Source organism: Saccharothrix syringae, from assembly GCF_009498035.1.
In the GTDB taxonomy this organism is placed as follows: domain Bacteria; phylum Actinomycetota; class Actinomycetes; order Mycobacteriales; family Pseudonocardiaceae; genus Actinosynnema; species Actinosynnema syringae.
Genome location: NZ_CP034550.1, coordinates 7,141,031 through 7,153,980, shown reverse-complemented (window position 1 = coordinate 7,153,980; position 12,950 = coordinate 7,141,031). Strand labels below are relative to the sequence as shown.

At 73.7% G+C, this 12,950-nt stretch carries 12 protein-coding genes; 5 read left to right on the top strand and 7 right to left on the bottom strand.

All coding sequences use genetic code 11. The annotated features are described in order from the left end of the window. Positions 1-10: 10 nt before the first annotated feature. Positions 11-466 (bottom strand): MarR family winged helix-turn-helix transcriptional regulator, encoded by a 456-nt coding sequence (locus EKG83_RS30335; protein ID WP_033431966.1) that lies wholly within the window; start codon positions 464-466, stop codon positions 11-13. Between the two features lie 138 nt (positions 467-604). Here EKG83_RS30335 and EKG83_RS30330 point away from each other — a divergent pair, with 138 nt between their 5' ends. Further along, positions 605-1,786: an MFS transporter gene (locus tag EKG83_RS30330; RefSeq protein WP_033431965.1), complete on the top strand. Its 1,182-nt coding sequence runs from the start codon at positions 605-607 to the stop codon at positions 1,784-1,786. A 7-nt stretch (positions 1,787-1,793) separates the two neighbouring features. Here EKG83_RS30330 and EKG83_RS30325 read toward each other — a convergent pair whose 3' ends face one another. Continuing rightward, positions 1,794-3,566 carry an N-acetylglutaminylglutamine amidotransferase gene (locus tag EKG83_RS30325; protein WP_033431964.1) on the bottom strand — a complete coding sequence of 591 codons (1,773 nt, stop codon included), beginning with the start codon at positions 3,564-3,566 and terminating at the stop codon, positions 1,794-1,796. Positions 3,567-3,790: 224 nt separating this feature from the next. Between EKG83_RS30325 and EKG83_RS30320 the strand changes: the two genes are divergently transcribed. Next, positions 3,791-5,302: an amidase gene (locus tag EKG83_RS30320; RefSeq protein WP_153278545.1), complete on the top strand. Its 1,512-nt coding sequence runs from the start codon at positions 3,791-3,793 to the stop codon at positions 5,300-5,302. Here EKG83_RS30320 and EKG83_RS30315 read toward each other — a convergent pair. Then, on the bottom strand, positions 5,283-5,648 hold the full coding sequence (locus EKG83_RS30315) for a hypothetical protein (RefSeq protein WP_033430266.1): 366 nt from the start codon (positions 5,646-5,648) through the stop codon (positions 5,283-5,285). The genes EKG83_RS30320 and EKG83_RS30315 overlap by 20 nt on opposite strands. Positions 5,649-5,796: 148 nt before the next feature. Here EKG83_RS30315 and EKG83_RS30310 point away from each other — a divergent pair, with 148 nt between their 5' ends. Together EKG83_RS30310 and EKG83_RS30305 are read left to right on the top strand one after the other, a co-directional pair. After that, positions 5,797-6,690 carry an SDR family oxidoreductase gene (locus EKG83_RS30310; RefSeq protein WP_033430265.1) on the top strand — a complete coding sequence of 298 codons (894 nt, stop codon included), beginning with the start codon at positions 5,797-5,799 and terminating at the stop codon, positions 6,688-6,690. A 175-nt stretch (positions 6,691-6,865) separates the two neighbouring features. Beyond that, on the top strand, positions 6,866-8,011 hold the full coding sequence (locus EKG83_RS30305) for a carboxylate-amine ligase (RefSeq protein WP_051765450.1): 1,146 nt from the start codon (positions 6,866-6,868) through the stop codon (positions 8,009-8,011). Between the two features lie 718 nt (positions 8,012-8,729). On the opposite strand, the gene EKG83_RS30300 is transcribed toward EKG83_RS30305, so the two are convergent. The 4 genes from EKG83_RS30300 to EKG83_RS30285 form a co-directional block, all read right to left on the bottom strand. Continuing rightward, positions 8,730-9,569, bottom strand: coding sequence for a TauD/TfdA dioxygenase family protein (locus tag EKG83_RS30300; RefSeq protein ID WP_033430264.1), 840 nt, complete (start codon positions 9,567-9,569; stop codon positions 8,730-8,732). An 89-nt stretch (positions 9,570-9,658) separates the two neighbouring features. Then, positions 9,659-10,426, bottom strand: a complete 768-nt coding sequence (locus EKG83_RS30295) for an ABC transporter ATP-binding protein (protein ID WP_033430263.1) — start codon at positions 10,424-10,426, stop codon at positions 9,659-9,661. Then, entirely contained in the window at positions 10,419-11,432 is a 1,014-nt protein-coding gene (locus EKG83_RS30290; protein ID WP_033430262.1) for a taurine ABC transporter substrate-binding protein, read from the bottom strand. The genes EKG83_RS30295 and EKG83_RS30290 overlap by 8 nt, the downstream gene beginning before the upstream one ends. A gap of 25 nt (positions 11,433-11,457) precedes the next feature. After that, positions 11,458-12,273, bottom strand: a complete 816-nt coding sequence (locus EKG83_RS30285; protein ID WP_033430261.1) for an ABC transporter permease — start codon at positions 12,271-12,273, stop codon at positions 11,458-11,460. Between the two features lie 124 nt (positions 12,274-12,397). Between EKG83_RS30285 and EKG83_RS30280 the strand changes: the two genes are divergently transcribed. Continuing rightward, the gene (locus EKG83_RS30280) at positions 12,398-12,946 is read left to right on the top strand and encodes a TetR/AcrR family transcriptional regulator (protein WP_033430260.1); all 549 of its coding nucleotides are present in this window, start codon (positions 12,398-12,400) and stop codon (positions 12,944-12,946) included. Positions 12,947-12,950: the final 4 nt, after the last annotated feature.

The following is a 12,950-nucleotide window of genomic DNA, read 5'->3' as shown; positions in this document are numbered from 1 at the left end:
GCGTGACCGCCTACCCCCGCTCGACCCCGAGCGCTTCCACGACCTCCACCAGCGGCCGCAGGGCGTCGTCGCGGCGGGCCTCGTCCAGGGCTTCGCGCAGCGCCTCGCCGTGGGTGGGGCGGGCGGCCGCCAGGAGGGCCAGGCCGGCCTCGGTCACGTCGGTGTAGATGCCACGGCGGTCGGTGGGGCACAGGTAGCGCGACAGCAGGCCGCGTTCCTCCAGCCTGGTCACCAGCCGCGTGGTGGCGCTCTGGCTCAGCACGACCGCGTCGGCGACCTGGCGCATCTGCAGGTGCCCGCCCTCGCCGCTGTGCTGGCGGCTGAGCACTTCGAGCAGGGAGAACTCGCGCGCGCTCAGGTCGTGCCCGGCCTGGAGCGCGCGCTCCACGCGGGTCTCGATGCGGCCGTGCAGGACCGACAGCGCGCACCACCCGTTGGCCAACGCCGTCATGGCAGGTGCGGTCATCAACGGCCTCCTCGCCGGGGGTGCACCCAAGGGGACCTACGCCACAGTAGCACAACCCGCGTTTGCGGTTAGCCCGCGTCTGCAACTATTGTCGACGCCTGTAAACGTCTGGTGCAAGCTCTTGGGAAGGCTCCTCTCATGCCTCTCGCGCTCCTGGCCCTCGCCATCGGTGCGTTCGGGATCGGCACCACCGAGTTCGTGATCATGGGCGTGCTGCCCGAGGTCGCCGGCGAATTCGGCGTGTCCATCCCGACCGCCGGCTGGCTGGTGACCGGCTACGCCCTCGGCGTCGTCGCCGGCGCCCCGCTGCTGACCGTCCTGGGCACCAGGGTGTCGCGCAAGAAGATGCTCATGTCCCTCATGGGGCTGTTCATCGTCGGCAACGCGCTCTCCGCGGTGGCGCCCGCCTTCGCCGTGATGCTGCTCGGCCGGGTCGTCGCCTCGCTGGCGCACGGCGCGTTCTTCGGCGTCGGCTCGGTGGTCGCGGCCGACCTGGTCGCCCCGGCGAAGAAGGCGTCCGCCATCTCCCTGATGTTCACCGGCCTGACCGTCGCCAACGTCGTCGGCGTCCCGGCGGGCACGATGATCGGCCAGTCCGCGGGCTGGCGCGTCACCTTCGCGGTCGTCGCCGCGCTCGGCGTGGTCGGCCTGCTCGGCGTGGCGAGGCTCGTGCCGGAGGCCGGGCGCCCGGAGGGGGTGACCGTGCGGGCCGAGTTCGCCGCCTTCCGCAACGCCCAGGTCTGGCTCGCGATGGCGATGACCGTCCTCGGCTTCGGCGGCGTGTTCGCCGCGGTGACCTACATCGCGCCGATGATGACCGAGGTCGCCGGGTACTCCGCAGGCTCGGTCACCTGGCTGCTGGTCCTGCTGGGCCTCGGCATGGTCGCCGGCAACCTGGTGGGCGGCAGGTACGCCGACCGCGCGCTGATGCCGATGCTGTTCACCTCGCTGGGCGCCCTCGCGCTGGTGCTGCTCCTGTTCACCTTCACCGCGCACGACAAGGTCCTCGCGGCGGTCACCCTGGCCCTGATCGGCGCCCTCGGCTTCGCCACCGTCCCGCCGCTGCAGAAGTGGGTGCTCGACCAGGCGTCCGCCGCGCCCACCCTGGCCTCGGCGGCCAACATCGGCGCCTTCAACCTCGGCAACGCGCTGGCCGCGTGGCTGGGCGGCCTGGTCATCACCGCCGGCCTCGGCTACACCGCGCCCAACTGGGTCGGCGCCCTGCTGGCCGGCAGCGCCCTGCTGCTGTCGTTCCTGGCGGCCTCGCTCGACCGGCGGCGCACCGGGGCCGCCGCGGCGGCCCCGGTGCCGGTCGGCTGAACCCGCCTCAGACGCCGAGCCGCTGGAGCCACATCTCCAGCACGCCGACGTGCCACAGCTCGTTCCCGTGCGCCTTGGTGAAGCGGCCGTTGGGGTCGGCCAGGAGCGCGTCGACGTAGTCGCGGCGCAGGACGCCCCGCTGCCGCGCGGCCGGGGAGCGCAGCGCGCCCTCCAGCAGGTCGAGCACGGTGCCGTCGAGGCGGGTGAGGGCCGGCACGGGGAAGTAGCCCTTGGGCCGGTCGACCACCTCGGGCGGCAGCAGTTCGCGCCCGATGTCCTTGAGCACCGACTTGCCGCCCTGGCCGGACTTCAGCTCCGGCGGGCACGCCGCGACCAGCTCGACGAGGTCCTGGTCCAGGAACGGCACCCGGGCCTCGACGCCCCACGCCATCGCCATGTTGTCCACCCGCTTGACCGGGTCGTCGGGCATCAGCAGGTGGGTGTCGGTCCGCAGCACGGCGTCCAGCGCCGTGTCCGCGCCGGGTGCGCCGAGGTGCCGGGCGACCAGCTCGCCGCTGGGGTCGCCCGGCACCAGCCACTCCGGTGCCAGCACGTGGGCCAGGTCGTCGTGGTCGTGGAACGCGTCGCGGAAGACCTCGGCGGCCCGGTCCCTCGGCGCGCCGGCCGCGGGCTGGTGGTAGCGGTAGCCGGCGAAGACCTCGTCGGCGCCCTGGCCGGACTGCACGACCTTGACGTGCCGGGACACCTCGCGGCAGACCAGGTGGAAGGCGGTGACGTCGTGGGTGCCCAGGGGCTCGCTCATCGACGCCACGGCCTGCTCGACGGCCGGGGCCAGCTCCGCGTCGTCGACGCGCAGCTGGTGGTGGTCGGTGCCGAACTTGTGCGCGACGGCGTCGGAGTAGGTGAACTCGTCGCCCTCCACGCCGTCGCGGTCGGTGAAGCCGATGCTGAACGTGCTGGGCCGGTGCCCCTCCTCGGCGAGCAGCGCGACCAGCAGGCTGGAGTCCAGCCCGCCGGAGAGCAGCACGCCGACCTCCACGTCGGACACGGTCCGCCGCCGCACGGCGGTGCGCAGCGCCTCGCGCACCGCGTCCCGCCAGTCCTGCCCGGTCCACCCGGCGTGCTCCGGCCGCCGGGTGTAGGAGGGCCGCCAGTAGACGTGGTCGCGGGGTGCCCGGCCCGGTTCGAGCACGCGGACGGTCGCGGGCGGCACCTTGCGCACGCCGCGCAGGACCGTGCGCTCGCCGGGCACGATGGAGTGCCAGGTCAGGTAGTGGTGCAGGCCCACCGGGTCGAGCCCGGTGTCCACCCCGCCGCCGGCCAGCAGCGCGGGCAGGGTGGAGGCGAACCGCGTGCGCCCCGCCACCTCGGCCACGTACAGCGGCTTGATCCCCAGCCGGTCGCGCACCAGCAGCACGCGGTCGCGCCGCCGGTCGACCAGGGCGATGGCGAACATGCCGACCAGGTGCTCCACGAACCGGTCGCCCCAGCGGTCGTACGCCTTGAGGACGACCTCGGTGTCGCTGGTGGAGGTGAACCGGTACCGGTCGGACAGCTCCGCGCGCAGCTCCCGGTAGTTGTAGACGCACCCGTTGAACGCCACGGCCAGGCCGAGGTCGTCGTCCACCATGGGCTGGGAGCCGGTGTCGGACAGGTCGATGATGGACAGCCGGCGGTGCCCGAGCGCCACCCGCCCCTCCGACCAGTGCCCCGCGCCGTCCGGTCCGCGCGACCACATGGTCCGCGTCATGCGCTCCACGGCGTCGAGGTCCGGGCGGTCCGACCGCCCGGTCACGACCTCACCGGCGATTCCGCACATAGCTCACCTCGGTGCATCGGTTGGCAGGGAGGGGACGGGCCCCGATGCCCGGTGTACCCCGATCGTGGCTGATCAAGCGCGGGGGAGAGCCGCGTCGCAACCGTCCGGCGTGGACGCCCGCGTCGCCCGCGACGAACGTGTCCAAACATTTCGTGTTCCGAAACACAGGTGAAACGTCCATCGGCGGGTTGACTCCGGGTCCTCGCCGGCTTGAGGTATGCGCCATGCTCCTGCCGCTCGCAGCGCCACCGCCCGTGCCCGTCGGCGCGCCCGCGGTGCCCGCTGCCGCCGACCCGCTCCCGGACCTGGACGCGGCCACGATCCCGCAGTTGGCGCGGCGGATGGACGCGGGTTCGTTGACCTCGGTCGAGCTGACGCGCGCCTACCTGCGGCGCATCGACACCGTGGACCGGGGGGTGCGGTCGGTGCTGGCGGTGGACCCGGAGGCGTTGCGGCAGGCGGCGGAGAGCGACCGGCGGCGGGCGCGCGGTCAGGCGCGGGGGTTGATGGACGGCATCCCGGTGCTGCTCAAGGACAACATCGACACGCGTTCGGGCGGCACGGCGGGGTCGCGGGCGTTGCGGGTGCCGCCGCGTGACGACGCGGAGCTGGTCAGGCGCCTGCGCGAGGCCGGCGCGGTCGTGCTGGGCAAGACCAACATGTCCGAATGGGGCAACTTCCGCTCCCCGTGGTCGACGTCCGGCTGGTCGGGTGTCGGCGGCCAGACCAACAACCCGTACGTGTTGGATCGCAACCCGTGCGGGTCGTCGTCCGGCTCGGGTGCGGCGGTGGCGGCGTCGTTGGCGCAGGTCGCGGTGGGTACGGAGACCGACGGCTCGATCGTGAGCCCGGCGGGGCAGAGCGGCGTCGTGGGGTTCAAGCCGACCCTGGGCCGGGTCAGCGGTGACGGCATCGTGCCGATCTCGACCCACCAGGACACGGCCGGCCCGATGGCGCGGCACGTCGTCGACGCCGCGATCCTGATGTCCGTCCTGGAGGGGGGCGGCGCGGACTACGCCGCCGCCCTCACGCCCGACGCGCTGCGCGGCGCGCGGGTCGGCGTGTGGCGCAGGGCGGGGTTCAGCGCCGAGACCGACCGCGTGGTGGAGTCCGCGGTGGACGTGCTGCGGCGCAACGGCGCCACCGTGGTCGAGGTGGAGCTGTCGCACCTGGACCGGATCGACGCGGCCGAGCGGTCGGCGCTGGTCACCGAGTTCAAGCACGACCTGGAGGCGTACCTCAGGACCCGGCCCGGCGTGCCGCAGACCCTCACCGAGCTGATCGCCTTCAACGAGGCCGACCCGGTCGAGCTGAGCAGGTTCGGCCAGGAACTCTTCCACGAGGCGGAGAAGGCGCCGCCGATCACCGACCCGACCTACCGCGAGCAGCGCCGCACCGCCACCGACCTGGCCCGCCGCTCGATCGACGAGGTCCTGGCCGCCCACCGGCTGGACGTGGTCATGGCGCCGACCAACAGCCCCGCCTGGCGCACCGACTACACCGGCGACCCCTTCGGGCTCAGCTCGGCCAAGCCCGCGGCGGTCGCCGGCTACCCGAACGCCACCGTCCCGGCGGGCTTCGCCGGCCCGCTCCCGATCGGCGTGTCGTTCATGGCCGGCCACGGCGCGGACGCGCGGGTCCTGCGGTTCGCCGCGGCCTTCGAGCGGGCGGCACCGGTGCGCCGCGCACCCGCCTACCTGCCCACGCTGCCCGGGGTCACCGGTTGCGGGTCTTGACGGCCCAGGCGGCGAGCCAGGCCGCCTCGCACGCGGCGTCGGCCAGGTACACCTTGCCGATGCGCCCCTTCGGCACGTAGAGCAGGTCGATCGCCAGCAGGGTGGTCGCGGCCACGGCGCCGATCCGGCGTGCCTGGCGCCAGTCGCCCTCGGCGGAGGCCCGCAGCTGGGCCCAGCCGATGCCGGCGAGCAGCCCGCCGGTGGTGCGCTGCAGCCAGCGGTCGGTCTTGCGGCCGAAGACCAGCTCGAAGGCGCGCACGCTGACCGCCGGCCACAGGCCGCCGACCAGGTTGAACAGGCCGTGCGCCGTCGCCAGCCGGGTCAGCTGCTGCTCGGATCGGTTCATGCGGGCTCCTCCACGCGGCTGCGGTCGACCCGTGGCTACCCGGTGCCGCGCGGCCGAACCACGCCGGCGGGTGGTTGAACCCCGCCGGACCGGGAACCGGTACTGGGCCGGGTCACACCACGGACCACGCCACGGGAGGCGACACGACATGTCGGACCAGTACGACGAGCAGACCGCGCAGCGGCACCCGGAGCCGGAGCAGCAGGAGGGGCAGCAGCAGGCGCACCCCGGCACCGGCGAGGCCATGGACCCGCCGCCCGACCACGGCGAGGACAGCTACCGGGGCAGCGGGCGGCTGGAGGGCCGCCGGGCCGTCATCACCGGCGGCGACTCCGGCATCGGGCGGGCCGTGGCGATCGCGTTCGCCCGCGAGGGCGCCGACGTGCTGCTGTCCTACCTGGAGGAGGAGCAGGAGGACGCCGAGCGGACCGCCGCGCTGGTGCGCGACGCGGGGCGGCGGGCCGTGCTCGTGCCCGGTGACATCCGGGACGAGGCGCACTGCCGGCACGTGGTGGAGCGGGCGCTGGCCGACCTGGGCGGCATCGAGGTGCTGGTGAACAACGCCGCCTACCAGATGTCGCAGGACGAGGGGCTGCTCGGGATCACCACCGAGCAGTTCGACCGGGTGCTCAAGACCAACGTCTACGCCATGTTCTGGCTGTGCAAGGCGGCCGTACCGCACATGCCCGAGGGCTCGTCGATCATCAACACCTCGTCCATCCAGGCGTTCCAGCCGTCGCCGGAGCTGCTGGACTACGCCACGACGAAGGCCGCGATCGTCAACTTCACCAAGGGCCTGTCGCAGGACCTCGCCGGCCGCGGCATCCGGGTCAACTCGGTTGCGCCCGGTCCGGTGTGGACGCCGCTGATCCCGGCCACCATGCCGGCCGAGAAGGTGGACTCCTTCGGCGAGCAGACCCCGATGGGACGGGCGGGCCAGCCGGCCGAGCTGGCCCCGGCCTACGTGTTCTTCGCCTCACCGGAGTCCAGCTACGTCACCGGCGAGGTCCTGGGGGTCACGGGTGGTCAGCTGCTCACCTGACCGTGTGCCCCTGGGGAGGGCAGTGCTCGAAAACCGGTGACACGGTGTGATTTGCCGGACGTGCAATCAGTCGTTCGTGAGCGTTTGTCCGCACTCGACAGTGGTATTCCAGCGGCCCTCCGGAAGTCCCGCGCGGTACTCCCGGAGGGCATCACCACCGACCGATGAGGACAGCATGGTCAACGACGATCGCCCCGTTCTGATCGACCTCGACGTGCCCACCGTGGGCGTCGAGGAGGAGTTCCTGGTCGTCGACCCGGTCGGCGGCCTGCCCCTCCCGGTGGCCGGCGAGGTCGTCGACCTGGCCAACGCCTCCGGCGCCGACCTGCAACCGGAGCTGACGCGCGTGCAGGTGGAGAGCAACACCCCGGTGTGCCGGACCCTCGACGAGGTGCGCGGGCACCTGCTGGAGGCGCGGTCGGCGGCCACCGCGGCGGCGCGCCGGGCCGGCGGCGGGTTGCTGGCCGTCGGCGTGCCGCTGGCCGGGCCGATGGGGCAGCCGATCAACGACACCGAGCGCTACGGCCGGATCGGGCGGGACTACGGGATGCTGGCCGCCGAGCACGGGGTGTGCGGCTGCCACGTGCACGTCGAGGTGCCGGACCGGGAGACCGCCGTGCAGGTGTGCAACCACCTGCGGCCGTGGCTGCCCGTGCTGCTGGCGCTGACCGCCAACTCGCCGATCCACCAGGGCGTGGACACCGGGTACGCCAGTTGGCGGTCGGTGCTGACGAGCCGCTGGCCGTGCTCGGGCGCCCCGCCGTACTTCACCTCCGCCGAGCACTACGACGCGGTGGTGGGGATGCTGGTCGACAGCGGCGCGGTGCTGGACCGGGGGATGGTCTACTGGGACGTGCGGCCCTCCGACCACCTGCCCACGGTGGAGGTCAGGGTCTCGGACGTGCCGGCCACGGTGGAGGAGTCGGTGCTGCTGGCGGCGCTGGTGCGGGGCCTGGTCGTGACCGCGGTGGAGGCGGTTCGGCGCGGCGAGCGGGCGCTGCCGCTGTGCGAGCAGGCGTTGCGGGCGGCCTACTGGCGCGCGGCCCACGACGGGATCGAGGGCGAGGCGGTGGACCTGTTCGCCAACCGCCGGGTCCCGGCCGCGCACCTGCTGCACGGGCTGGTCCGCCACGTCCGGCCGGTGCTGCGCCGGACCGGGGAGCTGCGCGAGGTCAACGCGCTGATGAGCGAGGTGCTGCAGGGGGGCAACGGTGCCGTGCGGCAGCGGCGGGCCCTCCAGCGGCGCGGGCGGCTGGAGGACGTGGTGGCGGTGCTGAGCCGCGACACGGCCGGGGAGCGCGTGCCGGGTACCGCGGCCTGAGGTGTGGGGGTGGGAGCGGGTGGGCCGGTTCGTCGAGCAGGTCCCGCCCGCCCGTTCCCGCGGACCAAGACCGGAAGAGTCCCGGGGTCGCTTGCTGCTCCCGATCTCCTGTCCTCCTCCGACTCGCGGTACGCGGCAGCATGTCGAAGTCGGTGCCGATCGTCCGTCGTTCCCTGCCGCGTTCTCGTCGGGCTTGGCCGCGTTCGTGCTCAGCCGAACCGTCTTCTTCCGGCGGGGTGACCGTACCCGCGGATCGACGAGGGGCTGTTCCCCGATGTCGAGGGTGACGAACAGGCGACGGGTCAAACCCGTGCAGCACAGCACCTTGACGTGCGGGTCGGAGATCAGCCCGGGTCGGTTCGGCTGCTCGGCGCCCCTGGTGAGCACCGGCTCGTCGCCGCGTCGATCACGTCCCGCCACGTCGTGCGGACCAGGTGATCACCCGCTCGTGGAATGCCGCCGGTCGTCGGCCACGAGGTCGAAGCCCCGGCCAGGCCGCGGGTGTTCCCCCGGGACGAGCGGCGAGGACCCGCGCGCGAAAACGGGAATGTCGACAGCGTCGGAGCGAGCGATGGGGCTGCCCGTGGCGCCCGTGGGAGGGAACATCCGCCCGGCGTCCCGCGCGTCCCGCGGATCGACACCGCTGTACTGCGCCCGCCGCGCGACCCACCGCTCCCACGGGTGGCGATCGCGCGACGGGCGGCAACGCCGAACCCGCTCACACCCCCACCGGCACGTCGCCGCGCAGCGTGATCCGGTGCATGACCCGCCGCTGGTCGCCGTAGTCGTCCACCGCGTAGTGGGCGGTGCTCCGGTTGTCCCACACCACCACGTCGCCCTCGCTCCACCGGTGCCGCACGGTGAACTCCGGCCTGCCGACCGCGGCGAAGAACACGTCCAGCAGCGCCCGGCTCTCCACCTCCGACACGCCCAGCAGCCGCGTGGTGAAGCCCGGGTTGACGAACAGGCTGCGCCGGCCCGACTCGGGGTGCACCCGCACCACGGGGTGCGCCACCGGCTCCAGCGAGCGGATCCGCTCGCCCTCCCACGTGTTGCCCTCGCCGCCGAGGCGCCCGTGCAGGTACTCCTCGAAGTCCTTGCGCCCGTCGTGCAGGGCGGTCAGCCGGTCGGCCAGCGCGCGCACCGGCTCGGACAGCGACAGGTAGGCCGCCTCCAGGTCGGTCCAGCACGTGTCACCGCCGGTCGGCGGCAGGGTCACCGCCCGCAGCACGGAACCCAGCGGCGGGCGGGACATGAACGTGACGTCGGTGTGCCACACCGGGGCCTTGCCGCCGTCGCCCGCGTCCAGCACGTAGATCTCCGGGTGGTCGGCGTCCAGGCCCGGCACCACGGGGTGCGCGGGCGTCGGCTCGCCCAGGGCGGCGGCGAACTCGCGGTGCGCCGTCGGGGTCAGGGACTGGCCGGGGAACACCAGCACCTTGTGCTCCACCAGGGCGGCGCGCAGCGGTGCGCCGGCCTCGGCGGACCGGACGTCGTTGAGGTCGACGCCGGTCACCCGGGCGCCGAGGGTCGGGGTGAGCGGTTCGATGTGCGCCACTGCTTCCTCCTCGTTGGTCGGGCCGCTCGGTCGGGCCGCTCCCCGGGCAGGCCGCCCGGTCGGTCGAGCCGGTCGGTCAAGCCGCCAGGTCAGGCCGCCACCGCGCGCACGGCGCCGGCCACCTCACCGCGCAGCGCGGCGAACTCCGCCGACCCGCGCAGCTCGTCGGCCGGCACGCCGGAGCGCGGCAGCGGCACGGGCAGGTCCAGCGCCACCCGACCGGGCCGGTCGGACAGCACCACCACGCGGGTCGCCAGGTACACCGCCTCGTCCACGCTGTGCGTCACGAACACCACCCCCCGCTCACCACCGGTCAGCGACCGGACGTCCTCCTGGAGCCGCTCGCGGGTGAGCGCGTCCAGCGCGGCGAACGGCTCGTCCATCAGCAGCAGCCGGGGGCGGGCGGCCAGGGCCCGCGCGATCGCCACCCGCTGCTGCTGCCCGCCGGAGACCTCCCACGTGCGGCGCGGGCCCAGCTCGCCCAAACCCACCTGGTCGAGCAGCTCGCGGGTGCGCCGCGGGCGGTCGGCGCGCGGCACGCCGGCCCAGCGCAGCGCGGTGCCGATGTTGCCGCCCACGGTCTGCCAGGGGAACAGCCTGGGCTGCTGGAACACCGTGCCGACGTCCCGCCCCGGCACGGGCGTGCCGCCGAGCACCCGGACCTCACCCGTCGACGGCCGCTCGAACCCGCTGACCAGCCGCAGCAAGGTGCTCTTGCCCGACCCGGAGGGGCCGACCACGACCAGGAACTCACCCGGGTCGACGCGCAGGTCCAGCGGTCCGAGCGCGGGCACGTCGGCGCCCTTGGCCCGGTACCGGTGCTCGACGCCGACCAGCTCGACCAGCGGCTCACCCACGGGGCGCCCGCAGGGCCGAGCGGAACGCGGCCAGGTCCGGCACCGAGTCGACCTTCTTCTGCCCGTGCAGGAACTCGGCGGTGGCCCGCAGCTGCTCGGCGAGCCTGCCGGGCGCCTCGGGCGTGCCGAAGTAGTCGGGGCCGAGCTGCTCGGCGTGGTCGAGGTAGATGTTCTGCTTGAGCTGGGACAGCGCGTCGTCCACGCCCGCGCCGATCTGCCGCGCCACCGCCTCGGCGACCACCCGCGGCTCGGTCTTGATCTTCTTGATGGCGTCGTCGGTGGCGGCGAGCCACTTGTCCAGCACGTCGCCGTTCTGCTCGATGAACTCCTTGCGCGCCACGGTGAACGTCAGCGTCGGCTTGCCCGCGGCGGCGAGCTTGGCGCTGTCGGTGAGCGTGACGCCGTCCTGCTGGAGCACGCTGAGCACCGGCGTCCACACGTACGCGCCGTCGATGTCGCCGCGCTGCCAGGCGGCCTGGATGTTCTGCGGCTCCAGGTCCACCAGGGTCACCGACGCCGGGTCGACGCCCGCCTGCTCGAAGGCGGCCAGGAGGCTGTAGTGCGCGGTAGAGCTGAACGGCGCGGCGACCTTGCGGCCGACCAGGCCCTTGATGTCGGTGATGCCACTCGCCTTGCGCACCACCAGGGCCTCGCTGTCGCCGATCACGTTGAGCAGTTCGACGACCTGGTAGGGGATGCCCAGCGGCGCGCTGAGCCCGGCCGCGGCCGGGCTGCTGCCGATGACCGCGAGGTCGATGGCGCCGCCGAGGAACGCGGTGTTGATGCTCGCGCCGGAGTCGAACGAGGTCCAGGTGACCCGGTGGTCGGGCAGCGCCTTCTCCAGCGTGCCCTGGTCCTTGACCAGCAGCGTGCTGTCGGCGAAGTTCTGGTAGGCGATGCGGACCTCGCGGCGCTCGCCGGAGGACGACGACCCGCCGACCCCGCACGCGGCCAGCACCGGTGCGGCGGCGAGCAGGGACAGGACCGATCTGCGGCTGACGGACATGGCTGTGCTCCTGGTTCTCCGGCGCTCACGCCCGCCCGCGCCACGGCGAGACGGCGCGTTGCAGCGCGAGGATGGCGGTGTCGATGAGCAGCCCGGTCACCCCGATGACGACGAGCCCGAGCAGGACGACCGCGGTCTGGTTGTAGCGCTGGGCGTTGAGGACCATGCCCCCGATGCCGTCCGCGCCGTTGACGGTCTCGGCGGCCACGACCGAGCTGTAGGCCACGCCCACGGCCAGCCGCACGCCGGTCAGGATCTCCGGCGCGGACGCGGGCAGCAGCACCGTGCCGACCACGCCGAGCCGGCTCGCGCCCAGCGCGTGCGCGGCCTCCACGTACTGCCGGTTCACCCCGGTGACGGCCGCCGCGGTCGCCACCGCGACCGGCGGGAACGCGGCCACCACCAGCAGGTAGACCTTGGGTTCCTCGTCGATGCCGAACCAGATGACCAGCAGGCTGAGGTAGGCCAGCGGCGGCAGCGCGCGCAGGAACGTCACGAACGGCTCGGCCACCGCGCGGACCAGCGGCACCAGGCCCATCACCAGGCCGAGGCCGACGCCGACCAGGATGCCGTAGGCCGAGCCGTAGCCGACCCGGCGCAGGCTCACCCCGAGCCGTTCGACCACAGTGGACCCGGCGTACCCGCCCTGGCCGTTGCCGCTGTCGGAGGCGGCGAGGAGCTGGTCCCACACCTGCTTCGGGCCGGGCAGCACGGCGGGCGGCCAGAACTCGGCCAGGACCAGCAGCTCCCAGATCGCGAGCAGCGCCAGCACGGCCGCGACGCGCACCAGGACCGAGTGCGTGGCGGACAGCGCGGCGCGCCGCGGTTCCTTCTGCGCCATGGGAAACTCCGTGCCGAAGCGGGGAAGCGGGACGGCGGTGAATGTACAGAAGTACACATGGCTTGATCGGCCTTCCCGCTCTGTGGACACCCCGGCGGGAACCCCTTGTGCGAGAGGCGATTCCATGACATCGGCACGTCGTCGTGATCCCGAAAGGCGGGAACGCATCGTCCGGGCGGCGGTGCGGGTGATCGGCCGGTCGGGCCTGTCGGCGCTGACGCACCGGGCCGCGGCGGCCGAGGCGGGCGTGCCGCTGGGGTCCACCACCTACCACTTCGCCGACCTGGACGAGCTGCTGGAGGCCGCGGTGCGGCTGGTGGCCGAGCGCAACGTGGCCCGGCTGCGCCGCTGGGCGGATTCCCTCGCACCACAAGCAGATCTGTGCACCGAGCTGTCGGACTTCCTGGTATCGCTGGCCACCCGGCACCGCGCCGGCAGCGTGCTGGCCTACGAGCTCTACAGCGCGGCCCTGCGCCGGCCCGGCCTGCGGGCGGCGAGCACGGCGTGGGACGGGATGCTGACCGAGGTGTTCGCCCGGCACGTGGCCGAGCCGACCGCGCGCGCCCTCACCGCCCTGTTCGACGGCCTGCTCTACCAGGCCCTGGTGTCGCCGACCCGGCCGACGCGCGCCGACTTCGAACCCGCGCTGCGGCTGCTGCTCGCCCGCGCCTGACCTA